The sequence below is a fragment of the Qipengyuania huizhouensis genome, from assembly GCF_019711635.1.
Lineage (GTDB): Bacteria > Pseudomonadota > Alphaproteobacteria > Sphingomonadales > Sphingomonadaceae > Qipengyuania > Qipengyuania huizhouensis.
The window spans coordinates 80413-105630 of record NZ_JAIGNT010000007.1 but is presented as its reverse complement, the minus strand read 5'-3'; the positions used below and the strand labels follow the sequence as shown (position 1 = coordinate 105630).

General features: G+C 61.7%; 32 protein-coding genes. 18 read left to right on the top strand and 14 right to left on the bottom strand.

Annotated features, from left to right (window positions below; all coding sequences use genetic code 11):
• Positions 1–279: 279 nt before the first annotated feature.
• Positions 280–1125 (bottom strand): oxygenase MpaB family protein, encoded by an 846-nt coding sequence (locus K3180_RS08300; protein ID WP_221539852.1) that lies wholly within the window; start codon positions 1123–1125, stop codon positions 280–282.
• A gap of 55 nt (positions 1126–1180) precedes the next feature.
• Here K3180_RS08300 and cobS point away from each other — a divergent pair, with 55 nt between their 5' ends.
• Together cobS and K3180_RS08290 are read left to right on the top strand one after the other, a co-directional pair.
• Positions 1181–2173 (top strand): cobaltochelatase subunit CobS, encoded by a 993-nt coding sequence (cobS, locus tag K3180_RS08295; protein ID WP_221539850.1) that lies wholly within the window; start codon positions 1181–1183, stop codon positions 2171–2173.
• Positions 2174–2223: 50 nt separating this feature from the next.
• Complete coding sequence (locus K3180_RS08290; protein WP_221539848.1) at positions 2224–4431, top strand: transglycosylase domain-containing protein; 2208 nt, start codon at positions 2224–2226, stop codon at positions 4429–4431.
• Here K3180_RS08290 and K3180_RS08285 read toward each other — a convergent pair.
• The 10 genes from K3180_RS08285 to pyrE form a co-directional block, all read right to left on the bottom strand.
• Complete coding sequence (locus K3180_RS08285) at positions 4428–4841, bottom strand: PaaI family thioesterase (protein WP_221539846.1); 414 nt, start codon at positions 4839–4841, stop codon at positions 4428–4430. The genes K3180_RS08290 and K3180_RS08285 overlap by 4 nt on opposite strands.
• Positions 4834–5292 carry a PaaI family thioesterase gene (locus K3180_RS08280; RefSeq protein WP_221539844.1) on the bottom strand — a complete coding sequence of 153 codons (459 nt, stop codon included), beginning with the start codon at positions 5290–5292 and terminating at the stop codon, positions 4834–4836. The genes K3180_RS08285 and K3180_RS08280 overlap by 8 nt, the downstream gene beginning before the upstream one ends.
• A gap of 115 nt (positions 5293–5407) precedes the next feature.
• Positions 5408–5560 (bottom strand): hypothetical protein, encoded by a 153-nt coding sequence (locus tag K3180_RS08275; RefSeq protein ID WP_221539843.1) that lies wholly within the window; start codon positions 5558–5560, stop codon positions 5408–5410.
• Positions 5560–6048, bottom strand: a complete 489-nt coding sequence (gene ruvX, locus K3180_RS08270; RefSeq protein ID WP_221539841.1) for a Holliday junction resolvase RuvX — start codon at positions 6046–6048, stop codon at positions 5560–5562. Before ruvX ends, K3180_RS08275 begins: the two co-directional genes overlap by 1 nt.
• Positions 6027–7265: a DUF3089 domain-containing protein gene (locus K3180_RS08265; protein WP_221539839.1), complete on the bottom strand. Its 1239-nt coding sequence runs from the start codon at positions 7263–7265 to the stop codon at positions 6027–6029. Before K3180_RS08265 ends, ruvX begins: the two co-directional genes overlap by 22 nt.
• Before the next feature lies 1 nt (position 7266).
• The gene (locus K3180_RS08260; protein WP_221539837.1) at positions 7267–8406 is read right to left on the bottom strand and encodes an AI-2E family transporter; all 1140 of its coding nucleotides are present in this window, start codon (positions 8404–8406) and stop codon (positions 7267–7269) included.
• Positions 8403–9284 carry a signal peptidase I gene (gene lepB / locus K3180_RS08255; RefSeq protein WP_221539835.1) on the bottom strand — a complete coding sequence of 294 codons (882 nt, stop codon included), beginning with the start codon at positions 9282–9284 and terminating at the stop codon, positions 8403–8405. Before lepB ends, K3180_RS08260 begins: the two co-directional genes overlap by 4 nt.
• The gene (gene acpS / locus K3180_RS08250; RefSeq protein ID WP_221539869.1) at positions 9281–9682 is read right to left on the bottom strand and encodes a holo-ACP synthase; all 402 of its coding nucleotides are present in this window, start codon (positions 9680–9682) and stop codon (positions 9281–9283) included. The genes lepB and acpS overlap by 4 nt, the downstream gene beginning before the upstream one ends.
• A gap of 163 nt (positions 9683–9845) precedes the next feature.
• A complete protein-coding gene (locus K3180_RS08245; RefSeq protein ID WP_221539833.1) occupies positions 9846–10586 on the bottom strand; it encodes a pyridoxine 5'-phosphate synthase in 741 nt (246 codons plus the stop codon).
• Positions 10583–11164, bottom strand: coding sequence for an orotate phosphoribosyltransferase (pyrE, locus tag K3180_RS08240; protein WP_221539831.1), 582 nt, complete (start codon positions 11162–11164; stop codon positions 10583–10585). Before pyrE ends, K3180_RS08245 begins: the two co-directional genes overlap by 4 nt.
• A gap of 213 nt (positions 11165–11377) precedes the next feature.
• On the opposite strand from pyrE, the gene coxB reads away from it, so the two are divergent.
• The 8 genes from coxB (at position 11378) to K3180_RS08200 (ending at position 18732) form a co-directional block, all read left to right on the top strand.
• The gene (gene coxB / locus K3180_RS08235; RefSeq protein ID WP_247710412.1) at positions 11378–12436 is read left to right on the top strand and encodes a cytochrome c oxidase subunit II; all 1059 of its coding nucleotides are present in this window, start codon (positions 11378–11380) and stop codon (positions 12434–12436) included.
• 36 nt (positions 12437–12472) lie between these two features.
• Entirely contained in the window at positions 12473–14188 is a 1716-nt protein-coding gene (ctaD, locus tag K3180_RS08230) for a cytochrome c oxidase subunit I (protein WP_221539829.1), read from the top strand.
• 82 nt (positions 14189–14270) lie between these two features.
• Positions 14271–15230, top strand: a complete 960-nt coding sequence (locus tag K3180_RS08225; protein WP_221539827.1) for an alpha/beta fold hydrolase — start codon at positions 14271–14273, stop codon at positions 15228–15230.
• 31 nt (positions 15231–15261) lie between these two features.
• Entirely contained in the window at positions 15262–16182 is a 921-nt protein-coding gene (locus tag K3180_RS08220; RefSeq protein WP_221539825.1) for a heme o synthase, read from the top strand.
• A 123-nt stretch (positions 16183–16305) separates the two neighbouring features.
• On the top strand, positions 16306–16869 hold the full coding sequence (locus K3180_RS08215) for a cytochrome c oxidase assembly protein (RefSeq protein WP_221539823.1): 564 nt from the start codon (positions 16306–16308) through the stop codon (positions 16867–16869).
• A gap of 77 nt (positions 16870–16946) precedes the next feature.
• A complete protein-coding gene (locus K3180_RS08210; protein ID WP_221539821.1) occupies positions 16947–17768 on the top strand; it encodes a cytochrome c oxidase subunit 3 in 822 nt (273 codons plus the stop codon).
• On the top strand, positions 17768–18157 hold the full coding sequence (locus K3180_RS08205; protein WP_221539820.1) for a DUF983 domain-containing protein: 390 nt from the start codon (positions 17768–17770) through the stop codon (positions 18155–18157). Before K3180_RS08210 ends, K3180_RS08205 begins: the two co-directional genes overlap by 1 nt.
• A complete protein-coding gene (locus tag K3180_RS08200; protein ID WP_221539818.1) occupies positions 18157–18732 on the top strand; it encodes an SURF1 family protein in 576 nt (191 codons plus the stop codon). The genes K3180_RS08205 and K3180_RS08200 overlap by 1 nt, the downstream gene beginning before the upstream one ends.
• Before the next feature lies 1 nt (position 18733).
• Here K3180_RS08200 and K3180_RS08195 read toward each other — a convergent pair whose 3' ends face one another.
• Entirely contained in the window at positions 18734–19213 is a 480-nt protein-coding gene (locus K3180_RS08195; protein ID WP_221539816.1) for an SRPBCC family protein, read from the bottom strand.
• 49 nt (positions 19214–19262) lie between these two features.
• Here K3180_RS08195 and K3180_RS08190 point away from each other — a divergent pair, with 49 nt between their 5' ends.
• The 8 genes from K3180_RS08190 (at position 19263) to K3180_RS08155 (ending at position 23855) form a co-directional block, all read left to right on the top strand.
• Positions 19263–19640 (top strand): ArsR/SmtB family transcription factor, encoded by a 378-nt coding sequence (locus tag K3180_RS08190; protein WP_221539814.1) that lies wholly within the window; start codon positions 19263–19265, stop codon positions 19638–19640.
• Between the two features lie 48 nt (positions 19641–19688).
• Complete coding sequence (gene thrC, locus K3180_RS08185) at positions 19689–21080, top strand: threonine synthase (protein ID WP_221539813.1); 1392 nt, start codon at positions 19689–19691, stop codon at positions 21078–21080.
• Positions 21080–21967 (top strand): RsmD family RNA methyltransferase, encoded by an 888-nt coding sequence (locus K3180_RS08180; RefSeq protein WP_221539811.1) that lies wholly within the window; start codon positions 21080–21082, stop codon positions 21965–21967. The genes thrC and K3180_RS08180 overlap by 1 nt, the downstream gene beginning before the upstream one ends.
• Positions 21968–21978: 11 nt before the next feature.
• On the top strand, positions 21979–22353 hold the full coding sequence (locus K3180_RS08175) for a dihydroneopterin aldolase (RefSeq protein ID WP_221539809.1): 375 nt from the start codon (positions 21979–21981) through the stop codon (positions 22351–22353).
• Positions 22350–22655 carry a Rossmann fold domain-containing protein gene (locus tag K3180_RS08170; RefSeq protein ID WP_221539807.1) on the top strand — a complete coding sequence of 102 codons (306 nt, stop codon included), beginning with the start codon at positions 22350–22352 and terminating at the stop codon, positions 22653–22655. Before K3180_RS08175 ends, K3180_RS08170 begins: the two co-directional genes overlap by 4 nt.
• The gene (locus K3180_RS08165) at positions 22652–22894 is read left to right on the top strand and encodes a MoaD/ThiS family protein (RefSeq protein ID WP_221539806.1); all 243 of its coding nucleotides are present in this window, start codon (positions 22652–22654) and stop codon (positions 22892–22894) included. Before K3180_RS08170 ends, K3180_RS08165 begins: the two co-directional genes overlap by 4 nt.
• A complete protein-coding gene (locus K3180_RS08160; protein WP_221539805.1) occupies positions 22887–23354 on the top strand; it encodes a molybdenum cofactor biosynthesis protein MoaE in 468 nt (155 codons plus the stop codon). The genes K3180_RS08165 and K3180_RS08160 overlap by 8 nt, the downstream gene beginning before the upstream one ends.
• A gap of 75 nt (positions 23355–23429) precedes the next feature.
• The gene (locus tag K3180_RS08155) at positions 23430–23855 is read left to right on the top strand and encodes a hypothetical protein (RefSeq protein WP_221539804.1); all 426 of its coding nucleotides are present in this window, start codon (positions 23430–23432) and stop codon (positions 23853–23855) included.
• A gap of 6 nt (positions 23856–23861) precedes the next feature.
• Here K3180_RS08155 and K3180_RS08150 read toward each other — a convergent pair whose 3' ends face one another.
• Complete coding sequence (locus tag K3180_RS08150) at positions 23862–24542, bottom strand: Crp/Fnr family transcriptional regulator (RefSeq protein ID WP_221539803.1); 681 nt, start codon at positions 24540–24542, stop codon at positions 23862–23864.
• Positions 24539–25135 (bottom strand): hypothetical protein, encoded by a 597-nt coding sequence (locus K3180_RS08145; protein WP_221539802.1) that lies wholly within the window; start codon positions 25133–25135, stop codon positions 24539–24541. Before K3180_RS08145 ends, K3180_RS08150 begins: the two co-directional genes overlap by 4 nt.
• Positions 25136–25218 lie beyond the last annotated feature (83 nt).

The following is a 25218-nucleotide window of genomic DNA, read 5'->3' as shown; positions in this document are numbered from 1 at the left end:
ATGGGCGCCTCAACAAGCTAAGCTCAGTTCAAATTATCCCTTGCCAACGGAGAGCCGTCCACACAGGCGTCGTTAGCGGACATTTGCTCCTTTCCTACTCTTCATGTGCAGTGCCATCTTTCATCCATGGCCGTCGACACCATTCTCACTGGCTCGCAGAGCTTCATATCTGGCCTTACGCCGCAACCGTTTTTTCTTCCCCTGGACTGCGGTCCATGTGGTCCATGTCTCGAAAACGACGGAGGGCGTTCCAACTTCGGCCACAGCCGAACGTGCGTCTCACCCTTGCCGAAACGCCCAGCGCAGCGTCTTGCCCATACCCCATGTCGCAGCGCGGGCGGGGAGGGCGGCGAGACCGGGACGTTCGAGGCCCAGCATCGAGCGGGCGAAGGGCGGGAGCAGCGCTACGGCCTCTGCGCCGAGCATGGCCTGCACGGCGGGCGGGGCGCCCTGCGGTCTCTGACTGAGGACGAGATCGGCGATCTCGCGCGCTTCGGGGCTGGTCCGCAAGTCGGCGCGCAGCTCGCGGAAGATCGCCTCCGCCTCGCGCCGGTCGGTCGGTACCGGATCGGCCCCCAGTGCACGGGCGATGACCGCGAACTGGCGATAGTATTCGTCTTGCTCACCGCCCGGCATATCCGGGCGGACATGGCGCATATAGGCGGCGAGGAAGCTGGTTGCCTCGGCCACATGGACCCATGCGAGCACGCGCGGATCGGTGGCGGAGTAGGTGTTCCCGTCTGGAAGTGTGCCCCCGACAGCGGCGTGGATGCGGTTGACCCGCTCGATTGCCGCCTTGGCGTCATCCCGGTGCCCGAAGCTCGTCACGGCGATGAACCGCGCCGTTCGCCGCAGCCGGCCATGCATGTCGCTGCGGAAATTGGAATGATCGAGCACGCCCTGCAGCGCGTGGGGGTGGAGCATCTGGAGCAGCAGCCCGCGGATGCCGCCGACCATCATCGCCACGATATCGGCATGGACCATGCGGATCGGCGTGTCCTTTTCGAACAGTGCCTCCTCCGATGGCGGGACGGGCTTCTCCCCGCCTTCGACATCGTTGAACACGCCGCGAACCTTTTCGACCAGCTTCAGGCGGAGCTTTTCGGAAAGGGGAGTTTGCGGCATCGCCAGCCAATATAGGCTTGGCGCGCCGGAGATAAATCCCTACGTCGCCGAGGCGATGAATGACATGACCGACAAGAGCTTCGAACCTTCCGCCAAGACCGTGCTTCCCGCGCCCGACACCGAGGTGGACGTGCGCGAGACTTTCGGCATCGATATCGACTGGAAGGTCCCGGCCTTTTCGAAGCCGGACGAGCGCACCCCCGATCTCGACGAAGCCTATGTCTTCGATGCGGATACCACGCTCGCCATCCTCGCCGGCTTCGCGCACGATCGCCGCGTGATGGTGCAGGGCTATCACGGTACCGGCAAGTCGACCCATATCGAACAGGTCGCCGCGCGTCTCAACTGGCCGTGCATCCGCATTAACCTCGATGCGCATATTAGCCGTATCGACCTGGTCGGGCGCGATGCGATCGTCCTCAGGGACGGATTGCAGGTGACCGAGTTCCGCGAAGGCCTGCTGCCCTGGGCGCTGCAGCATCCGGTTGCGCTGGTGTTCGACGAATATGACGCGGGCCGCCCGGACGTGATGTTCGTGATCCAGCGCGTGCTCGAACAGCAGGGCAAGCTGACCCTGCTGGACCAGAACCGCGTGATCCGCCCCGATCCGAACTTCCGCCTCTTCGCGACGGCCAACACCGTCGGGCTCGGCGATACGAGCGGGCTTTATCACGGCACGCAGGCGATCAACCAAGGCCAGATGGACCGCTGGAACATCGTCACCGCACTGAATTACCTGCCCGCCGAGACCGAGCAGAAGATCGTCGAGGCGAAGAATCCGGACATCGATCCCAAGATCCTCGCTGACATGATCAAGGTGGCCGACTTGTCGCGTCAGGGCTTCATCAATGGCGATATCTCCACCGTGATGAGCCCGCGGACGGTAATCACCTGGGCGCAGAACTATGCCATCTTCAAGGATGTCGGCTTCGCCTTCCGCCTGTCGTTTCTCAACAAATGCGACGAGGAAGAGCGCATGCTGGTGGCCGAATATTACCAGCGCGTATTCGGCGAAGACCTGCCCGAGAGCGTGGTTGGCAAGAGTTAAGGTTGCGGGGCCTATGCATGGCTGTGTTATTTGTGTAGCACAGTAAACCGATGGGCGTGATCGACTCCATGTTCCGACGCAGGAAGCCCGAACCGGAAATGTCCGGCCATCGCGGCTATTACTCGCTCAGCGACGACTGGGACGACGACGATGCGTGGGATGATCGACTCGATGCAGTTGACCATGCCGTGCTCGCCGAAGAGCGGAAGCGACAGAAATGGTGGCAGCGCGAACACTGGTTCGGACGCCGCAAGCGCTGGTGGATCGTTCGCGGTCTGGCGGCAATGCTTGCGCTGTTCATGGTACTGGTGGCCTGGCTGGCGATTACCGCGCCGCTGAACAAGTCGCTCGAACCCATCGCGCCGCCGCAGATCACCTTGCTCGCGTCTGACGGTACGCCGATCGCGCGCAATGGCGCGGTGGTGGACGAGCCGGTTGATATCGATACGCTGCCGCCGCATGTGGTCGACGCTTTTCTCGCAATCGAGGACCGGCGGTTCTACGATCATTGGGGCGTCGACCCGCGCGGCATCGCCCGCGCGGCCTTCACCGGGACGGGTGGCGGCTCCACCATCACCCAGCAACTCGCCAAGTTCACCTTTCTGACGCCCGAACGCACGCTGACACGCAAGGCGCGCGAAGCTCTGATAGCCTTCTGGCTGGAAGCCTGGCTGACCAAGGACGAAATCCTCGAACGCTATCTGTCGAACGCCTATTTCGGCGATAACGTCTACGGCCTGCGCGCGGCGAGTCTCCATTATTTCTACCGCAAGCCGGAAAACCTGCTCCCAAACCAGGCGGCCATGCTGGCCGGGCTGTTGCAGGCTCCGAGCGCCTATGCGCCGACCCGGCATTACGAGCGGGCGGAGAGGCGCATGGAACTGGTCGTGCAATCGATGGTCGCGGCGGGATTCATCACCGAGGCGGAAGCGCGCAACATGCGTTCGCCCGCGCTCGACGTAAGGCTCAAAAGCGACCTTCCGACGGGGACCTATTTTGCCGACTGGGCACTGCCCGAAGCGCGGCAAATGTCCGAAACGGGGTATTCGCGCCAGACGCTGACCACTACGCTCGATGCGCGGCTGCAGAATATCGCCCGCCGCGTAACGTCGAATGCGCCGCTGGGTGAAGCACAGGTGGCGCTGGTGGCGATGCGGCCCAATGGCGAGGTAGTCGCCATGATCGGGGGCAAGGATTACGAGAAATCGCCTTTCAACAGGGCGACGCAGGCAAAACGCCAGCCCGGGTCCACCTTCAAGCTGTTCGTTTACCTCGCGGCGATGCGCGATGGGTGGAGCCCGGACGACCGGATCGCGAATACCAGGATCGAGCAGGGCGGTTACCGGCCCGAGAATTCCGGTGGACGCTATTCGGAAAGCCTGACCCTTGAACAGGCCTTCGCTCAATCGAGCAATGTCGCAGCGGTTCGCCTCTTCGGCGAGGTCGGTAGTGAAAAGGTGATCGAGACTGCGCGCGACCTTGGCGTGACCTCTCCATTGGCGAGCGGCGATCCAAGCATGGCTCTGGGCACTTCTACCATGAGCCTGCTCGAACTCACGGCCGCTTATGCCGCGGTGGCAGGCAATGCCTATCCGGTCGAGCCACGCGCTTTCCCGACGCCCGAGCGGGGATGGTTCGAGAACATGATCGATGGGCCGTCCAGATTCTCCGGCTCGACCAGCGAAAAGATGGACCGCTTGTTGCGTGCCGCGATTGACAGCGGGACCGGGACTGCGGCGCGCCTTTCTATGCCCGCTTTCGGCAAGACCGGCACCACGCAGGACAATCGCGACGCGGTGTTCGTTGGCTATGCGGGCGATCTGGTGGTCGGCGTTTGGATCGGTAATGATGACAACTCGCCCTTGAGGGGCGTATCGGGAGGGGGGTTACCAGCCCGCATATGGCGCGATTTCATGAGCCAGGCTCTGGGTGCTTCTACGACCCCATCCCGCCCCACCCCGACAACCAGCCCCGATCCAGAAGGTCCTGTCGAACCACTCGACGTGCCGAATCTCGAAGACATTCCTCTTGGCGATGGCAATTCGCGCATCCGTATCCGCGACAATGAGGCCGTCTTCAGTACCGAAGTCGACGGCATCCCGATCGACATCCGGCTCGACGATCGGGGCATCGGTGTGGATGAACAGACGATCGAAGCCGCGCGCCGAAGGGCCGAGGAAAGACGCCGGGAAGAAGAAGAACGCTACGAGGAGGTCCGCGACCAGCTCGAGACCGAAGGGCGGATCGAGGGCAACTAGCCCTCGGTCTTGGCCATCAATACGTTCATGACTGCTGTAGCTATCGGGCGCGAACGGTCTTCCTGCCACGCCTCTACCGTCAGATTCGCACTGCGGCGCCCAAGCTTGGTAATCCGGCCTTTGGCAAAGCTGGTCTGCGATTTGCCTGCGGCGAGATACTGAACGGTGATGTTGATCGGCTTCAGCACGGCTTCGCGTTCGATGCGTGCCAGTTCGGCGCGCAAGGCGGCATAGCCCGCCGTTTCGAGCAATCCGCCGGTGGCCCCGCCATGGAAATGTTCGGGACGTCCTTCGACAGCTTCGACGAACTCCACGCACAGGACCGGCACGCCATCTTCCCAATCGGCAAGCTTGATGCCAAGAGAACGCGCATAGGGCGTCAGCGCCTCGATATCGGGGTTGTCAGCCACCCGGAAGCTCCCGCTTCGGATCGCCGCCGATCTTCATGAAGACAGCCTGGATGTGGGCAACAGGATCATCCGCATCGCCATCATGCGCGAGTCCCCGGACGAAGGCCGCACTTCGGGTGATCCGGTAGCATTGCGAACGTCCGAATACCGCCGCGCCGTCGCGGGCCGGGCGAACATAGTCGACGCGAAGGTCCAGAGTGGCGATGGCCTCGAACCGGTCCATTGCTTTCCAGATCGCAAGGCCGCTCGCCATGTCCATCAGGCTGAGGATAGGGCCGGACGCAAGCACGTGCTGGCCTTCCTCGCCCAGTAAATCCTCCCGCCATGGCAGTTCGAGTTCGACCCAATCGTCGCCATGGTCGGAATACCGCATGCCGAGCCAGCCGGGATGCCCCCTGCTGGTAAGAAACGGAGTGGCCGTTTTAGGATCGAAGGCAGCTTGCTGGCTCATGTGCGATTGCGCGGATAGCCGCGAGCTCTCGCCGAAGCCAACCTTTTAATTCGCCCGGATTGGGACCGGTTTGGATTGGTGCCCAAGGTGCCCGATATCACGCCGCGGGATCGCGCTAAAGCAGGATCGCGATAGTCAGGATAAAGAGCAGTCCGACGAGGGCAATTCCAACCAGCCTTCCGATTGCATTGACCACTCCGCTGCGCCTGCGGCCGGACAGCGCATCCAGCCTTTCGTCGAAATCCATCATTGTGCGACCCTTCCCCATCAAATTCCTCCTCCTGCCAGCGCGTCTATCGCACCTTGCAGGATGACCGCAGCGGCATGGCTGTCGATCTTCTCCGCCCGCTTTGCACGGCTCATGTCCTGGCCGATCATGGCGCCTTCGGCGCTCGAAGTGGACCAGCGTTCGTCCCATAGAAGTATCGGAAGTTCAAGCGCTTGGGATAAGTTTCTCGCATAGGCACGGCTTGCCTGCGCGCGGGGCCCCTCGCTGCCGTCCATATTGCGCGGCAGACCGATGACGATACCCTTTATGGAGCGTTCGGTAACGATCTCGCGCAGCTTGCCGCAATCCTTCGTGAACTTGCTGCGAGGAATGGTCTTGCCAGCGGTGGCATAGCGCCAACCCGCATCGCAGGTGGCGATCCCGATTGTCTTGGTGCCAAGGTCGAGTCCCAGCAGCGCCCCACCTTCAGGAAGGGCATCGCCATATTCCAGCGCACTGTCGGTGATCACGCTTCCCGGTCGGTCCATGCATTCACGCGCCGGAGCACGTCTTCCTGCAGGTTCTTCCAGAAGAGCGGAATATCGTAGACGTGATAGTTTCCGCCAGGAAGAACGCCGGGGCCCAGTTCGGGCGGATCGCCGATCAGCAGCAGGCCGCGTTCGTCACATCGGGCAGGGATGGCACCGGCAATGAGTTCGCCCGAACGAAGATCCTCGCTTGGTTTCAGCGTGCCCAGATTGGCGGAGGCAGGAGCCTGACCGCCGGTGCTTCCGGTCAGCGGATTGACACAGAGAATCGGTCCGTCGCCGCGCGGACGGCCGGTGAATCCAGGGGTGGCTTCATAGCGCCGCTTGATGAGATCGGCATCGCCATCATCGGTAAAGGCCGAATAGGCCAGGATGCATCCCGACTGGTCTGGCGAAGCGCAGGCCGGAAGGGGAAGGGCGGGCAGGTCATGTTCGATCGAGATGGGCCAGCCGATGGCATAGACCGCAATGATGCGGTCCGTAATTCCCCGCTTTTTTGCCGCTTCCATCAGAAGGCGCAGGATATGGACCGAGCCTTGACTGTGGCCGGCAAGGACGATGGGCTTGTCTGCGTTCACGCTGTCGAGAAAATAGTCGAACGCTTGCGCGACGTCGGCATAGGCCGCGTCGATAGCCATCTGCGCTTCGGGCCGATCGGTCAGGAACGCACCGGCCGCCGCCTGGCGGTATTTCGGTGCCCACAGCTCGTCGGCGCGGTTGAACGGACTGGCCAGTCCGCGCAGGAAGGTCCGCGCGCGGCTGTTGGTGGTCGCGTCGTCGAGCGTTGCATTCCATTCGGTGCCGCCTGCCTTGAGGAAGCTCGTGGGCGGCACGAAGAACACTGCAAAACCGGGCACTTCGGCCGCATCTGCCGCTTCGCCCGGGCGTGAAGGTCCGGTATCGAGGCTGCCGGGCGCATCGAGACTGCGCTCCGCGGCCGGGCTGTCGGGTGAGGGAACTTCGTCTGCCGGGTCCGTCGCAGGCTGGGCGACCGCGGGCTGGTAGCGTGAGGGATCGTTTATGCCGAGACCGGGGCGCGAATACCACATCTCGGGATCTTCATAGGCATTGGCGGCAAGCGATTCCTGCTCCACGAACTCACCGCGCGGGACGAGAGCAATTTCCGTTGCTTCGCGCGACCAGATCGACAGGGCGATGGCCCCGCCGATCACCAGCACGATGATCAGAGCAACAATGAATAGAAACTTGCGGGCCATGTCAGGCGGGCTCCGGTGCTTGGGCGGGTTCGACATCGCCCTTGCGGCGCGAGCTGCGCCGTTCGAGCGCGACCTTGATCATCGCAAGAAGCGGATCGGCAAGGGCGAGTCCGAGGATGCCGAACAGAACGCCGAAGATGAGCTGTGCTGAAAGCACCAGCCCCGGCGCGAGATCGACAGTCTTCTTGGCAATCATCGGGACAAGGACGTATCCATCGAAATTCTGGACGAGGAAATAGACGAAGATCGTATAAAGTCCCATGTCGACACCGCCGGAAAAGCCCACAAGTACCATCAGCACGCCCGAAATGATCGCTCCGATATTCGGGATGAAGGCGAGAAGACCGGTCAGCAAACCTAGCAAGGCCGCCATCGGTACCGGCTGTATGCCGATCAGCATGCCACCGAAGGCTAGCATGATCCAGGTGAAGAACCCTTCGAAGGTCATGCCGACGAGACGACCCGCCATGAGGCGGCGCAGCGTATAGGCCTGGTGGCTCAGCGTGTCGTAGAAAGCGCCGCGCTGCCCGGCGGGCACCATCCAGGCGACACCCCGCTCGTAAATCCGGGGGTCGATGGCAAAATAGATGCCGATGATGACGATCAACGCCAGCGTGGTAACGCCTCCGAAGATACCGCCGATCGCCTTGGTGACCGTGCCTACGCCGCTGGCTAGGTTACCGGCAAGCCGTTCGATGTCGTCGGGCCCGATGGCGAAGCCCTGTTCCTGCAGATAGGCAAACACCCTTGCCAGCTGCTCGTTGACGATGGCCGGAAACTGGGCAGCCTGCTGAGAGATCTGCGAACCGGCGAAATAGCCCAGCCAGACGAAGAAGGCGGTCACGAAAAGCAGGACGATGGCGACCCTCAGGCCTCTGCCGATGGGCAGGACCTTGGCAATCAGGCGAGCGCCGCCGTCGATCATGCAGGCGAACACCATCGCACCGAAGATGACCAGCAGGGATTGCGAGATATGTACCGTCAGCCAGAGAATCCCGAGGACGAGGCCCCAGACCAGCGCGCGACCGGCTTCGAAGCGCAGTTTGGGGTTGCCGATATAAGTCGGACTGGCTCCGGGATCGTCATGATAGGCGAGGTCGTTCCTGCTCGTGCGACCCCCATCCGACGTCGTATCTGTCATTCGGCACTTGCCTCTGCATCGATTGCCGGGCGCAGCGTGGTCCAAGCACGTCCTTCGCGCAAGCTTGTAAACCAGCTGATCGGGTTGAGCGTGGTCGTTCCGTCGAGCGAGAAGGTGATGAACTCCGCCCGGCCGCCGATATTTTCAAGTGGCACAGGACCGAGCAAGCCTCGCGACGAATTGAGTTCGCGGCTGTCGGAAGAATGATCGCGGTTGTCGCCCATCACGAAGACATGACCCTCGGGGATGGTCATCTCGGCGAAATTATCCAGCCCGCCGTTTACATGATCGATGATCAGGTAATTCGCCCCGTTGGGAAGCGTTTCGCGATAGACCGGCACGCGGCAGACCCGGTTTCCCGCCTCATCGGTGGCGAGGAAGGAGGGGTCGTAGAAACCCATGCAATCCGAATTCGCATCAATCGGCAGGTCCAGCGGGGGCTCTGCTTCCTGCGGAACGGGTTCGCCGTTCAGGATGATCTGGCCGTTGCGCACTGCGATTCGGTCTCCCGGGCGACCGACCACGCGCTTGATGTAATCCTCGTCGCGTTCCGGGTGCACGGGAATGACGATGTCGCCATACTCGGGCGTCGATCCGGCCACACGCCAGTCGCCGCGTGGGGCGAGATGGAAACTGATCGAGGACCAATTCCAGCCATAGGGATATTTGCTCACCACCAGCCGGTCACCCACCAGCAGGTTGGGCAGCATCGATTCCGATGGGATGTAGAAGGGTTTGGCGATGAAGCTGTGAAAGGCGAATACCGCCAGCAGCATCAGTGCCAGACCGCGGATTTCCGCGATCCAGTCGACCTTCTTGTCGTCTTCCTGCGTCTTTTTGTCGGTAGATTGGGTCACGTCGGCAGTGTCAGCGCTCATGCGGGGAAGGCCTCGATAATCACGAATGCCTGTGCCCATGGATGGTCGTCGGTGAGGGTGAGATGAATGCGCGCCTCATGGCCGGATGGCAGCATTTCGGCAAGCCTTTCCGCTGCCCCGCCGGTGAGCGCGAGCGTCGGCTTACCCGAGGGCGCGTTCACCACTCCGATATCCTTGTGGAACACGCCGCGCGCAAAACCGGTGCCAATCGCCTTGGCGAAGGCCTCTTTCGCTGCCCAGCGCTTGGCGAAGGTGCCGACGCGGGTGAAGGGACGCTTCGCTGCCTTGGCCCGCTCGATGTCGGTGAAACAGCGCACTTCGAATTTTTCGCCCCACCGCTCGAGCGAATTGGCGATCCGGTCCATGTTTGTCAGGTCGTTGCCCATGCCGATGATCACGATATTCTCTCCGCTCCGGGGAGGGATATCGCCGGGAAAAGCCCGGTGGTGGAGGGGACTGGCCACCAGTACAGTACCTTACCGCGAGTCCCCTCCGCAAGCCGATGCTGCCGCATCGTCTGCCACCTCCCCGTGTCTGGGAGGATCGGAAACCCGCTGCCCATCACCGTGCCTCGTCCATCAGCTCGCGCATGTGGCGCACGGCCTGTTCCAGCCCTACAAACACTGCTTCGCCGACGAGATAATGCCCGATGTTGAGTTCTGCCAATTGCGGGATTGCGGCGATGGGTTGGACGTTCTCGTAAGTAAGGCCGTGGCCCGCGTGCGGTTCGATCCCGTTCTTCGCGGCGAGCGCTGACATGTCGGCGATACGCTTCAGTTCGCGCGCCGTCCTCTCGCTGTCGCCATCGAGGTGAGCGTGGGCGTATTCGCCCGTGTGGAATTCTACTACCGGCACGCCCAGCCGCAGTGCCGCATCGAGCTGGCGTTCGTCCGCCTCGATAAACAGGGACACGCGAATGCAATTGTCGCGCAGTTTCCCCACGATCGGCGCGAGCGTGTTGTGCTGGCCCGCAGCATCAAGCCCGCCTTCTGTCGTCCGCTCCTCGCGCTTTTCGGGAACGATGCAGGCGGCATGGGGGCTATGGCGCAGCGCGATCTGGAGCATTTCCTCGGTAGCCGCCATTTCGAGGTTGAGGGGGAGGTCTGTCGCTTCCTGTATTCGCTTCAAATCAGCATCGCGGATATGCCGCCGGTCTTCGCGCAGATGGGCTGTAATGCCGTCACCACCGACGCGTGCTACGATTTCTGCTGCACGCACCGGATCGGGATGGTCGCCGCCGCGCGCATTGCGGATGGTGGCGACGTGATCGATATTTACGCCGAGACGGAGGGGGCGGATCAAGCTTTTCTGCTCCCGGGCTTGGTGATTTCGATAGCGGCCAATGCCTCGGGCACCTCGTCATCGGCATAGGTCGGGAAATTGATGTCGATAAGCGGGTAGAAGGGTACCCCAAGATCGGCCTCGCCATTGCTGCGATCGACCAAGGCTACTTCGGCAATGACTTCGCCGCCCTCGCGGCTCACTGCGTCGATGGCCTCGCGGCTGGAGAGGCCGGTAGTCACCACATCTTCCACCATCAGAACTTTCGCGCCCGCTTCCAGACGGAAACCGCGGCGCAGGTGGAATTCGCCCTCAGGTCGTTCCAGGAACATGGCATCCTTGCCCAGGGCGCGCCCCATTTCCTGGCCGATAATGATTCCGCCCATCGCAGGGCTGATTACCACGTCGATCCGGCTGCGGATATCGCGGGGGATCTTCTGCGTCAGCGCGAAGGCCAGCCTTCCGGCCCGCTCGGGGTTCATGAGAACCCGGGCGCACTGCAGATAATGGCCGCTATGGCGTCCGCTCGAGAGCAGGAAATGGCCTTCGAGCAGTGCCTCGCTCGCGCGGAATTCGGAAAGGATTTCATCTTCGGTCATGATGGGGGCAGCCAAAGCGACTTGTGCACGATTGCGCAAGAGGCAAAGGGCCTTGCACATTTTTATCCGCGTCCCGCTTGAGGCTGGCGGAAACCCTGCCTATAGGGCGCAACGCAATCGGGCCTCGCTTGAGGGACGGATTCCCGCGCGCAAGTGGGATCCGCGGGCGACGCATACCCGAAATACGACACGACACGGAAGAGTGCCAAAGTAATGAAAACTCTCGGATTTCACCGGATCGTAGCCAGCCTTGCGATGGCGCTCATGCTGGTATTCGGCGCAAATATCGCGCTGGCCCAGGACGCCGCGGAAGGAGCCGCGACCGAACAACTCGAATCCGTAGATCCGGCCGAAGCGGCGGATGTAGCGAATCCCGAGGCGGTTTCGGAAGGCAGCGGCGCTTACACGCCTATGGCGCCGACAGAAGGCAAGGGCATGCCGGTAGATGCGGGCTGGGATATCCAGCCGCAGTATTCCGAGACGGGCCATTTTGCCTATGGCCTGCACTTCGGCCTCATCTGGGTGATGGTGGCAATCTGTGCCTTTGTCCTGTTGTTGATGCTCTACACCATCTTCCGCTTCCGCAAGAAAGCTAACCCCGTTCCTTCTAAGACGAGCCACAATACGCTGATCGAAGTCGTGTGGACCGTTGTCCCCGCGCTCATTCTGCTTGCTATCGCAATCCCTTCGATCACGCTGATTGCCAAGCAGTACGAATCCCCGCCCAAGGATGCGATCACGATCAAGGCGATCGGCTATCAGTGGTACTGGGGTTATGCCTATCCCGATAATGGCGATTTCGAAATCGTCTCGAACATGCTCGACAAGGAAGAAGCTCTGGCGCGCGGCGAGCCGCACCAGCTGGCAGTTGACAATCGCATGGTCGTGCCGGTCGGCGTTCCGATCCGTTTGCAGGTTACTGCGGCCGACGTGATCCACTCTTTCGCCGTACCCAGCCTCTGGTTCAAGATGGACGCCGTTCCAGGTCGTCTGAACGAGAAGATTTTCCAGGTTGACGAACCGGGCGTCTATTACGGCCAGTGTTCCGAACTGTGCGGCGCGCGTCACGGCTATATGCCGATCGCCGTCGAGGCTCTGCCGATGGACCAGTATAATGCATGGGTGCTGGCGCAGGGCGGCACCATTGCCGGGGCGGAAGAGGAGGGCGTGGAAGCCGATCCTGCCGCCGTGCCCGCGCAGGAGCCGGAAAGTTCCGAACCGTCTGCTCCGGGAGCAGGTGCACCGCCGGTCGAAGACGCGACCAACTTATAAGACCGACGACGATTTCCTACGCGAGAGACTAGCATCATGGCTACCACCGCCGATAACTTCCAGGCCCATACCGACCACGCGCACGATCATGCCGACCACAAACCCGGCTTCTTCGCGCGCTGGTTCATGTCCACCAACCACAAGGACATCGGTACGCTTTACCTGATCTTCGCGATCATCGCCGGTATCGTCGGTGGTGCGATCTCGGGTATCATGCGGGCAGAGCTTGCAGAGCCGGGTATCCAGTACCTGCAGTTCTGGGCCGAATTCATGGGCGGTACCGCCGATTTCGACACGTCGCTGCACATGTGGAACGTGTTCATCACCGCCCACGGCCTGATCATGGTCTTCTTCATGGTCATGCCCGCGATGATCGGCGGCTTCGGCAACTGGTTCGTGCCCCTTATGATCGGCGCGCCGGACATGGCCTTCCCGCGCATGAACAACATTTCGTTCTGGCTGACCGTCGCCGGTTTTGCCTCGCTGATGTTCTCGCTCTTCGTGCCTGGCGGCACGGGACCGGGCGCGGGCACCGGCTGGACGGTCTATGCGCCGCTTTCCACCAGCGGCTCGGCCGGTCCGGCAGTCGACTTCGCGATCTTCTCGCTACACCTTGCCGGTGCAGGTTCGATCCTGGGAGCGACCAACTTCATCACCACCATTTTCAACATGCGGGCGCCGGGTATGACCCTGCACAAGATGCCGCTGTTCGTGTGGTCGGTGCTGGTCACTGCCTTCCTGCTGCTGCTCGCGCTTCCGGTGCTGGCCGCAGCCATCACCATGCTGCTGACCGATCGTAACTTCGGCACGACCTTCTTCGATCCCGCTGGCGGCGGTGACCCGATCCTGTACCAGCACCTGTTCTGGTTCTTCGGTCACCCCGAAGTCTACATCATGATCCTGCCGGGCTTCGGCATGATCAGCCAGATCGTGGCGACCTTCAGCCGCAAGCCGGTGTTCGGCTATCTCGGCATGGCCTATGCCATGGTCGCTATCGGCGTGGTCGGCTTTATCGTCTGGGCGCACCACATGTATACCGTGGGCCTCGACGTGAACACGAAGATGTACTTCACGGCTGCCACCATGGTCATCGCGGTACCGACCGGTGTGAAAATCTTCAGCTGGATCGCCACCATGTGGGGCGGATCGATCGAGTTCAAGTCACCCATGGTCTGGGCGCTGGGCTTCATCTTCCTCTTCACCGTGGGCGGCGTGACTGGAGTCTATCTCGCCAATGGCGGCGTGGACGACGTGGTACATGACACCTACTTCGTGGTTGCGCACTTCCACTACGTCCTGTCGATGGGTGCGGTGTTCTCGCTGTTCGCGGGCTTCTACTACTGGTTCCCGAAGATGAGCGGAAAGATGCACTCCGAACTGCTCAGCCACATTCACTTCTGGCTGTTCTTCATCGGCGTGAACGTGATCTTCTTCCCGCAGCATTTCCTTGGCTGGCAGGGCATGCCGCGCCGTTATCCCGACTATGCCGACGCGTACCAGTACTGGAACGAGATCAGCACTATCGGCTACATGATCATGGCGTTCTCGATGGTGTTCTTCTTCATCAACATCATTTACGCTTTCGTGGCCGGGAAGAAGGCGGAAGACAACTATTGGGGCGAAGGTGCGACTACGCTCGAGTGGAGCCTGTCGAGCCCGCCGCCGTTTCACCAGTTCAGCGAACTGCCGGTGATCGAGGAACACCACGATTACCACGACCATATCGGCGACCCGGAGCCTGCCAAGGCCTGAGCGTCACCGCTACTGGACAAGTGAGAGCGGCCGGCCCCATGAAGGGCCGGCCGTTTTCTTTTTGTACGGATCGAGGAACATCATGGCCGAATTGCGGAACATCGACGTCGGAGAACTGAGCCTTCGCTGCGCCATCGAGGGGGAGGGCCCGCTAGTCATCCTCGTCCACGGCTTTCCCGAAAGCTGGTATAGCTGGCGTCACCAACTGGCCCCGCTCGCGGAAGCAGGTTTCACCGCCTGCGCAATCGACGTGCGCGGATATGGCGGTTCGGACAAACCGCATCCGGTCGAAGCATACTCGATGGAGCGTATCGTCGGCGATCTCGTGGGGCTCAAGTTGGCTCTACAGCCCGACCAGCCGGCGATCCTCGTCGGTCATGACTGGGGTGCGCCGATCGTCTGGAACACGGCATTGACCCATCCGGAACATTTCAAAGCTGTGGCAGGCCTCTCAGTCCCCTTCGCAGGCGTGCCGCAGCGGCCTTTCACTGAAGTCTTTCGCGAACACTTCACCAGCAAGGGCATGTTCTTCTACCAGGAATATTTCCAGGAACCGGGCATTGCCGAAGCCGAGGCGGAAAAGGACCCGCGCGACTGGGTGGCGCGAATGATGTATTCAATCAGCGGCGATGTGCCGCCGGGCGATTACTGGACGAAGCCGCTAGGTGCGACCTTCCTGGAAGGACTGCCGGACCCGCAGCCCGTACCGTGGCTTACAAAGGAAGACCTCGACTTCTACGAAGGTGAATTCAGCCGGTCGGGTTTTCGCGGCCCGCTCAACCGCTATCGCAACCACGAGCGCGACTACGAATGGCTACAGGGCTGGAAAGGCAAGCGGATCGAACAGCCTGCACTGTTCATTGGTGGAACGCGCGATCCCGCAACCTATCTCTTCGGGGCTGTGACGGATCCCGTAGCGCTGATGAAAATGTTCGCTCCGAAGGTAGAGGGGCATATTCTGGATGGTGTGGGCCACTGGACGCAGCAGGAACGGCCCGAGGCAGTCAATCGCTTGCTGATTGACTGGATTAAGCGAGTCTGACCGCCTATAGGCGCTGCCACAAGCGAATCCCATGACCGACGCCGTCTCAACTACCCAGCTCCCTGCGGACTGGCGCGACTTTTTCGCGCTGACCAAGCCGCGTGTGATGAGCCTCGTCATCTTCACCGGCCTGTGCGGCCTGCTCGCTGCGCCGGGAAGCATCCATCCGATCATAGGGTTTACCGCCATCCTGTGCATCGCCCTGGGTGCGGGCGGGGCGGCGGCACTCAACCAGTGGTGGGAAGCGGATATCGATGCGGGGATGAAACGCACATCGAAGCGTCCCCTGCCCGCAGGCCGGATGCAACGCACCGATGCGCGCGACTTTGGCGTACTTATCTCTGCTGCGTCGGTCGTGATCATGGGGTTGGGGGTCAACTGGCTGGCTTCCGCCATCCTCGCGCTCAGCATTGTCTATTACGCGGTCGTCTACACAATCTGGCTGAAACCGCGCACGCCGCAGAACATAGTGATCGGCGGCGGTGCAGGGGCGTTTCCCCCGATGATCGGCTGGATTGCGGTAACAGGCGACATCACGCTGATGCCGGTTCTGTTGTTTGCTATCATCTTCTTTTGGACCCCGCCGCATTTCTGGGCGCTCGCGCTGTTCGTGCAGAGCGATTATGCCAAGGTTGGTATCCCGATGATGCCGGTGGTCAAGGGCGAGAAGTCGACCCGCCGCCAGATACTCGCCTATTGCATCGTGCTGGTTCCCATCGCCGCCGCACCCTGGCTGATCGGCGGGACCGGTGCATTTTACGGTGTGACCGCGATCCTGCTGTCGCTGGTCTTCCTGCTGATGAGCTTGCCCGTGGCATTCCGCACGGCGGAGGAAGGTGACAAGATGGGCCTCGAAAAGCGGCTGTTCGCCTTCAGCGTCTTCTACCTGTTCGCCTTGTTTGGCGCGCTGGTGATCGATCGTGTCGCAGCTCAATATGGAGTATTCGGATGACCCCCGAAGAAGAGAAGGAATATCGCCGGCGTCAGAAGAGCCGCAACCTCGTACTCGGCGGCATCCTGCTGTTTATGGCAATCCTGTTCTACGCTATCACCATTGTGAGAATGTGAGGCAGACATGACTACCGCGACGCTCGAATCCCGCAAGAACCGGACCGCGCTGCTCGCGCTGACGGCGGCTGCGGGGATGCTGGGCCTCGGATATGCGGCGGTGCCGCTCTACCAGCTCTTTTGTCAGGTAACCGGCTTCGGCGGCACCACCCAGCGCGCTACTGAAAGCGAAGCGGCGATTGCCGAGCGGCTGGGGCAGGCCGCAGGCGGCCAGCAGATATCCATCCGGTTCGACGGAACGGTCGCGCCGGGCCTCGGCTGGTCGTTCAGGCCCGAGCAGGTGACGGACACGGTCACCATCGGGCAGCGTGACATGGCCATCTACCTCGCCAAGAACAATTCGGACCGCCCGATTACCGGGACCGCGACCTTCAACGTCGAGCCCGAACAGGCCGGCGCCTATTTCAACAAGGTCCAGTGCTTCTGCTTTACCGAGCAGACACTCCAGCCAGGGCAGGAAGTGCGCATGCCGGTGCTCTACTTCGTCGATCCCAAGGCGCTGGACGATCCGAACATGGAAGGCGTGGAGCAGATCACCCTTTCCTACACTTTCCACGAGGCGAAGGATTAAGCGCGCCTAGCCCCTAGACCCGCGGGCGATCGCGCATTAAGGGCCTCACGCAAAGCGAAACCCAGGATACGAATACAATGGCTGGTAACGTCAATCACGAATATCACATTCTCGAACCCGACATCTGGCCCTTTGTCGGTTCGCTGTCGGCACTGACCTTCACCAGCGGCATGGTGCTTTACATGCACGAATTGCCGTCCGCGCATCTCGTGCTTGGCCTCGGCATTGCCGGCCTGATCGCGACCTTCTTCAGCTGGTTTTCCAACATAGTGAAGGAAGCCGAGCGCGGCGACCATACGCCTGTCGTCCAACTGCACATGCGTTACGGTATGATCCTGTTCATCGCTTCGGAAGTGATGTTCTTCGTCGGCTGGTTCTGGAGCTGGTTCGATTTCGCATTGTTTCCAAGCGAGATTTCCGAAGTGATCGGGGGGACATTCCCGCCAGCGGCGATCGAATACGTTATCGATCCTTTCAGCCTTCCCTTGCTTAACACCTTGATTCTGCTCTGTTCGGGAACGACCGTAACCTGGGCGCACCACTCGCTGATCCACGGCGATCGTGAAGGTCTCAAGAGGGGACTCTGGCTCACCATCCTTCTCGGAGTGCTGTTTACCTCCATCCAGGTTTACGAATACGCCGTCGCACCCTTCGAATTCGGTGGAAACACCTATAGTTCCGCTTTCTACATGGCGACTGGCTTCCACGGCTTCCACGTGCTGGTCGGTACGATCTTCCTGATCGTCTGCCTCATCCGCACCTACAAGGGCCACTTCACTCCGCGCCAGCATTTCGGCTTCGAAGCGGCTGCTTGGTACTGGCATTTCGTCGACGTGGTATGGCTGTTCCTCTTCGCTGTCGTCTACGTATGGGGCGGCTGGGGCGCCGCGACCCACTGATGACGTCCGGTTCGCCGGAACCGCACAAGGGGCAGCCCGGCATTGGCCAGGCTGCCCTTTTCGGTTTGTGCCCGCGCTGCGGCGAGAAGACCATGTTCGACGGCGTGCTGGCGTTCTCCGATAAATGCTCGAATTGCGAACTCGACTATTCGCGCTTCAACGTGGGTGATGGACCCGCTGCACTGGTTACGCTGGTAGTGGGGACGATTACCGTCGGCTTGGCTATCTGGCTCCAACTGTCGGTCGAACCGCCTTGGTGGGTGCATGCTTTGCTATGGATTCCGCTGACCCTCGCGCTCGTCATCGCCCTGCTGCGGGTGACCAAGGCGGGGTTGCTGGCCAGCGAATACGGCAATGACGCGCGCGAGGCTGGGAGCCGAAAGCTGTGATGCGTGTTCCGATTATATCGACGATTGTCGTGGCTGCGGCCATTGCGACCATGATTGCACTGGGCTTTTGGCAGCTGGCGCGAATGGACGAGAAGGAAGCGATGCTGGCCCGCTTTGCCTCGGCGCAGGATCTCGCGAGTCCGGTCGAATTTCCGCGAAGTACTCAAGAAATCGAAGGCACACTTTACAGGCGCAGCAACCTTGTTTGCGGAGAAGTTCTTTCGCAGCGAACCACCTCCGGACGGAATCTCACGGGACAGAGCGGCGTGGCGCAGATGGCGCGATGCAGGCTCGCAGGGGGCGGGGAAGCTGAAGTTGCCTTCGGCTGGAGCGCACGGCCACAGGTCGTCGAGTGGAGTGGTGGGCCCGTCGAGGGTATCGTTGGGCCGGCAGGGCAGGAAGCCCGGCTCGTCGCATCTCCGCCGCAAGCCGGGCTGGAACCGCTCTCACCCCCCGATCCTGCGGACATTCCCAATAACCATCTCGCCTATGCGGGACAGTGGTTCTTCTTCGCCCTCACTGCGCTGGTAATCTATGTGCTCGCCCTGCGGCGCAGGCGGCGGCCGGGCGAGTGATCTATTTGTAGAACCCTTCGCGCAAGTTGATGCCGTGCTCCAGCCAGGCTTTCATTGCGATCAGCATCCCGGTCCAGCCTTCGCAGTTGTTGTAGGAACTGCGCCGCCCGCCGGGCGCGTCCCGCCAGCCTTCCTCGGCGATTTCCACCAGCGTGCGCCCGTTTTCGATGGGCTTGAACATTATGGTGACGGTGGTCTTGTAGCCCGCCTCCCGCATTTTCGTGCCAATCTCGCCGCCTTCGCCTTCGCTTGCGTCCCATTCCAGAACGATCTTTACGTTCGGGACGACCTCGATCACCTCGACCGGGAAGGCGCCGGGAAAATCGTGGAAATCCCATGTCACCGTGGCACCCGGCTCGATCCTGCCCTCGGCGCCGCCGGTCGTGAAATATCGGGATAGCTTTTCCGGATCGGCGACCGCTTCGAACACTTCTGCCACCGGCTTAGCGATCCGCCCCGACACTCTGAAATTCACCTGCATACTTCATACTCCACTTGAGTCGCGGCCAATTATGTTATAAAAATCTAACATGTCAAACGAAGATGAACTCGATCATGTTTTCAAGGCGCTGGCCAACCGGGTGCGGCGGGAAATCTGCGATGCGCTGAAATTGCGGCCGCTCACCACCAAGCAACTGTGCACCTGCTTTCCGGCACTGGACCGCACAACGGTGATGATGCACCTGCGCGTGCTGGAAGAGGCCGGGCTGGTGGTGCCGGTGCGCAAGGGGCGCGAACGGTTCAATCACCTCGACGCCATGCCGATCCAGGCGATTCACGAACGCTGGATCGGGCCGCACGCGGCTGCTGCTGCTGCCGGCCTCCATCGCCTCAAGCTTGGGCTGGAAGCGGCCGAGGAAGGCGCCGGGAAACAGGCCGAAAAGAAGCAAAGCCACGACCGGGCCTAGCCGGTGTTGCTTGCGAGGCGCGCGGGGCGCGGCTAGTCGCTCGATCCGATGGAATACGTCTCAACACGCGGCAGCGCACCGGCGCTCGATTTCGAAGGCGTCACTCTCGCCGGGCTGGCCAACGACGGTGGGCTTTACCTGCCGCGCGAATGGCCTCGTTTCTCGCAGGAGGAGATCGCCGCGCTGGCAGGCCTTTCCTATCCGGCGCTGGCGGCGCGGATCATGCAGCCTTTCGTGGGCGACTGCCTGACGCCCGAACGCCTGCGCAGGCTGACTGCCAAGGCCTATGACCGCTTTTCGCACAAGGCGGTGACACCGTTAGGGCAATTGGACGAACGCCATTGGGTGCTCGAGCTTTTTCATGGCCCAACGCTGGCCTTCAAGGACGTGGCATTGCAAATGCTCGGTCTGTTGTTCGAGGAATTTCTCAGCGGTAAGAATGAGTGCCTGACGATTGTTGGCGCAACCAGCGGAGATACGGGCAGCGCAGCGATCGATGCGGTGGCGGGGCTCGAGAATGTCGAAATCTTCATGCTCCACCCGAAGGGCCGGGTGAGCGATGTCCAGCGCCGCCAGATGACGACTGTGCGTGCACCCAATGTTCACAACATCGCCATCGAGGGCAGTTTCGATGACGCTCAGGCGATGGTAAAGCGCATCTTTGCCGATGGTGACGTGACAGCCAAGCTTCGCATCGGCGCAGTCAATTCGATCAACTGGGCGCGACTGATGGCGCAGGTCGTCTATTACTTCGCTGCTTCGCTTCAGCTGGGCGGGCCACAGCGTAAGCTGGCCTTCAGCGTCCCGACGGGTAATTTCGGCGATGTCTTCGCCGGCCATGTTGCGGCGCGAATGGGTCTGCCAATCGAGCGATTGATCGTCGCCACCAACGTCAACGATATCCTCCACCGTGCGCTGAGCCAGGGGGATTATTCCGCCGGTACGGTCACGCCCACTGCCGCGCCCAGCATGGACATTCAGGTAAGCTCGAACTTCGAGCGGCTGTTGTTCGATGTCGGCGGGCGTGACGGGGCGGCTTTGGCCGACCAGATGCACAGTTTCAATGCGCAGAAGGCGATGCGCCTAACCAATGCCCAGCGCGAAGGCGCAGCAAGACTCTTCACCAGTGCCCGGGCGGATGAGGCCGAAACATCGCAGGCCATGCGCTGGGCCTATGAAGAGTGCGGCCAATTGCTCGATCCGCATACCGCTATCGGTCTCCACGCCGCGCGGCTGGCGGATGTGGATCCCACGGTTCCGGTCGTCACTCTCGCCACCGCGCATCCGGCGAAATTCCCCGACGCGGTCGAGCGGGCCACCGGTATCCGCCCCGGCTTGCCCGCGCGCATTGGCGATCTCTTCGCTCGCGAAGAGAGCTATGTCGAACTGCCCGGTACATATGAGGCCGTGCGCGATCATATCCTCGAGAACGCCGCTTGATGGCCGAATTCTTGCACAATCCGGGGCTGATGGTCGGCGAGGGTTGGGACGGCTATCGGCTGCTCGATAGCGGTCACGGACGCAAGTTCGAGGCTTATGGCGAGTATCGCTTGATCCGCCCCGAGCCGCAGGCAATGTGGTCGCCGCGGCTCGATGAATGGTATGCACATGGCGAATTCGTCCCCGGAAGCGACGAAGACGGCGGCGGGCGCTGGCAATTCTCCCGCGACGTACCGCGTGACGGCTGGGAACTCGGCTGGGGCGACGAAGCGCGCTTTACTGCACAATGCACACCCTTCCGCCACCTCGGCTTCTTTCCGGACATGGCCCCGGTGTGGACGTGGATGGGGGAGCAATTGGACGGCCGCACCGATGCCGAAACGATGAATCTCTTCGGCTACACAGGCGTTGGTAGCCAGGCCCTGTCCCGTTTTGGCCGTGTCACCCATGTCGATGCGAGCAAGAAGTCCGTGGCGCAGGCCCGGGAAAATGCTGCCTTGGCGGGACTGGAGGATCGTCCGATCCGTTGGCTGGTAGAGGATGCGATGAAATACACCGCGCGCGAGGTTCGCCGCGGGCGCCGCTATGACGGGATCATTCTCGACCCGCCCAAATTCGGCCGCGGTCCGGACGGGGAAGTCTGGCGGCTGGAGCAGGGCCTACCCGACCTCGTTTCCGATTGTCGCCAGCTGCTCGATGACGAAAGCAGTTTCCTGTTTCTAACCGTCTATGCCGTGCGCATGAGCAGCCTTGCGCTGGGCGGTCTGCTGGAAGAGATGCTCGCGGAACTTCCCGGCACAATCGAACATGGCGATCTGGCGGTGCAGGAAGAGGGCGGACGCCTGCTGCCGACCGCAATTTTCGCGCGCTGGTCCAATCCGCGCTAAAGCCCCGTCGCATGAACGATTCGCTTATCCTCGAAGTCGCCGATTTCGAACACGACGTGCTTACCGGAATCTACTCGGAGGAGACGGGTAAGCCGCAGCCTTTGCGCTTCACGATCCAGGCACGGATGAAGCCGCTGCGGCATTATCACGCGGACACTTCGCTCGATGATTCGAAGAATTACATGGATCTCAAGTTCGCAGCTTCAGGCGCGCTACCCGAGGGCGTGCATTTCAAGCTGATAGAGGCGGTAGCCGATCATATCTGCGAAACGCTGTTTTTGCAGGACCGGCGCGTCGAGGCGGTGACGGTGAAGATCGTCAAGCTGGCCATCGCCGAAGCCGGAGAGAAGATCGGCATCACGCTCCACCGCGAGCGGCGTGAATGAAGCGGATCGAAGTCGAAGGTCTGCCGGACGAACCCCTTGCCGCTGCAGGGCTGTTCCACCAGAACTGGCTTGACCCCATCGAACGTGCGCTTGGCGCGGGACAGGACGTGATGGTGGCGTTGGAACCTGCGGACCATACCCATGGCGAATGGCGGAAGGCCGCTGCCGCAATGCTGGCCCGCAAATATACGCCGCAACGTGTGAACCTCATTGCGGGAACGGGTGAATCGTTGGTGGCGATCGAGGACTATCTCTCGAATGCGCCGGGCATCACCGGACAATATCTTCAGGCCGCTACGTGAGCGTCACCATCCTTTTCCTGGGCCCGCTGCGCGATATTGCGGGTGAGCAATCGCGTGAGGTGGACGGTCCGCTCGATTGGGCAGGGTTGCGAGAAGCGGTCGGGCCAGAAGTCGCGGCACAGCTGAATGAGGATCGCGTCAATCTCGCCTGCAAGGGCCGCGTACTCGCCGACAAGCGCGCGCTGAAAGCCGAAGACGGCGACGAGGTGGCTTTGCTGCCCCCGGTGAGCGGTGGCTAGGCTCGCGCTTTCCAGTCCGCTCGACGTGCGTCTGCTGGACAAGGGCCTTTCGGTGGGGGAGGCGCTCGCTGCGTTCAATACCGCGCATGACGAGGCAGGTGGGATCGTCTCATTCCTTGGCAAGGTTCGCCCCGGTGACGATGTTCGCGCCCTCGAACTCTCGCACTACGAGCCCTTGACCCTCCCGGGAATGAAAGAACTGGCCAAGGCAGCACGTGTGCGTTTCGATCTCGAAGGTGCTCTTGTCTGGCACCGGGTCGGCGTAATGAGCCCGGGCGAGACAATCGTACTGGTCGCAACTGCCGCCCACCACCGACGCAGCGCCTTCGATGCGGCCGACTATGTGATGGATCATCTCAAATCCGCTGCGTGGTTCTGGAAGCGCGAACGGCGCGCCGATGGCTGGCACTGGATCGAGCCGCGCGCACAGGACCGGATCGACCTCGCACGCTGGAATTAAATTCGGCCGTTTGATCTCGATCAAGGAAAACGGCCCGCCAAAGAGGCAATCCATCTCCAACGAAGGAGATCGGAAATGTCCAAGCACCTCACTCGCGAACTCGTTGCCGAACAGGCTATCATAGTTGACGCGCCGAAGCCGCGGCATGAAGTCGATCGCACTTTCGAGCTGCCAAAGGGTCTCTATGCCGCGACAGTGGCGCTCTATCTCGGCTTCCTGCTCGTCATGGCGGCAGGCTTGTCGACGCCCGGCCTCGTCATTCCGATGGCGATCTTCACGGTCTTCATCGTCGCGGGCTTCGGTGTCCCGGCCATCTGGACGCGCTTGGCTCCGGAGACCGCGTCAAAGCAAATGACCTTCTCGAAGCTTCGGCGCGATGGCATCGCCACGCTGACGGGCCGATTGAGCGCGCGGGACGCCAGCGTGCAAATGCTCATACTGCCAATCATCATCTTCTGCTGGGGCGTGGCAACGGTCTCTATAGCGACCCTGGTCCGTTAGATCGCCTCAAGACAGGGGGAGGAGCGCGGGGTCGACCAGTTCGATCCCGCGCTTTCCGTCGCGCCTTATCGCGCCTTCCCGTTCGAAGCGGGTCAGCATCCGGCTCACCGTCTCGATCGTAAGACCCAGCATGTCGGCAAGTTCGCCACGAGAGATCGGCAAATCGAACCGGCTGGCCAGATGGCAGGGCGAATCGCTCGCTGCGCGGGAAATCGAAAGCAGGGCGCCGGAGACGCGCTGCTCTGCCGAGGCATTGCCGGTCAGCGCCAGCAACTCGCGGCTAGCGAAAAGATCTTCCTGCGTCCGCCGCAGCAGCGCCTGGCTCAGTTTCGGGTAACGATCGATCGCCTCGGCGAAGGCCGGGCCGGAAAATACGCAAAGCTCGCTATCGCCCAAGGCGACAACGTCATGCCGCATATAGGGTGCGAACATCTCACCCACGAAGCCGGAAGGGTGGACCAGGGAAAGGATACGCTCTCGCCCGTCGGCATCGGTCGACGTAATCTTGAGTGCGCCGCTGAGCAGGGTGGCACAGGACGCTGCGCTCATTCCTGCGGTAAACAGGGTTTCGCCTTTCGCCAGCTTGCGCGTCCGTCCCGCCTTGGCCAGTTCTTCTCGCTCGGCCTCGCCCAATACGGAGCAGGCCGCCCGATCGCGAACCGGACAGGTCGAACACGCGAGACTCATCGGATTTGGGCGCGCAGGAATTCCAGAACTGCGTCCTCTTCACTGACCAGCGCAATAACCCGGTCGCGGGCGAGATCGACGGCGGTGGTATCTTCGGCGGCGACGCGCGCCGCTGCGTAGAGCGCGTCGAGGTCGCCCAGCGGAACGGCTGCACGGCTACGAGCCGAATCGAGTTCGGCGAGGGCGACTTGGGCACTGGCCCAGCTATCGCTGCCCACGGCACTGCCTGCTGCGGCGGAAACGAGCTGTTCGGCGCGGGGCCGGACTTCCCCGAATTCAGCATGAGCTTCTTCGGCAGCTGCGACCAGGCTGGATAGACGTGCGTCCAGTCCTCCGGTCAGGTCGACTTCGACAGGTGGAATGTCGAGGCGGGCGGGTTCACCCGTGTCGAACTGTCCTTCCGCCCGCTCGGCATCGCGTATGGCGAGCGAAGGATAATTCCCGTCGGTCGAAGCACAGGCACCCAGCAGGATTGCCAGCGAGGTGAGAAGGGAAGCTCTTGCATGACGCGGCATGCCCGCCACATAGCACGGGCGCGGCTTCGTGCCAGCGGGAATGCAAAAAAGCGCATTGTCCGGCGTTGACTTGGGCACGGCATTCGCCTAACGGCACGCTTCTTTCCGGGCCCGCCAATTGGTGGGTCGACGGGTGCGCCGCGGATTCGCAAGAGTTCGTT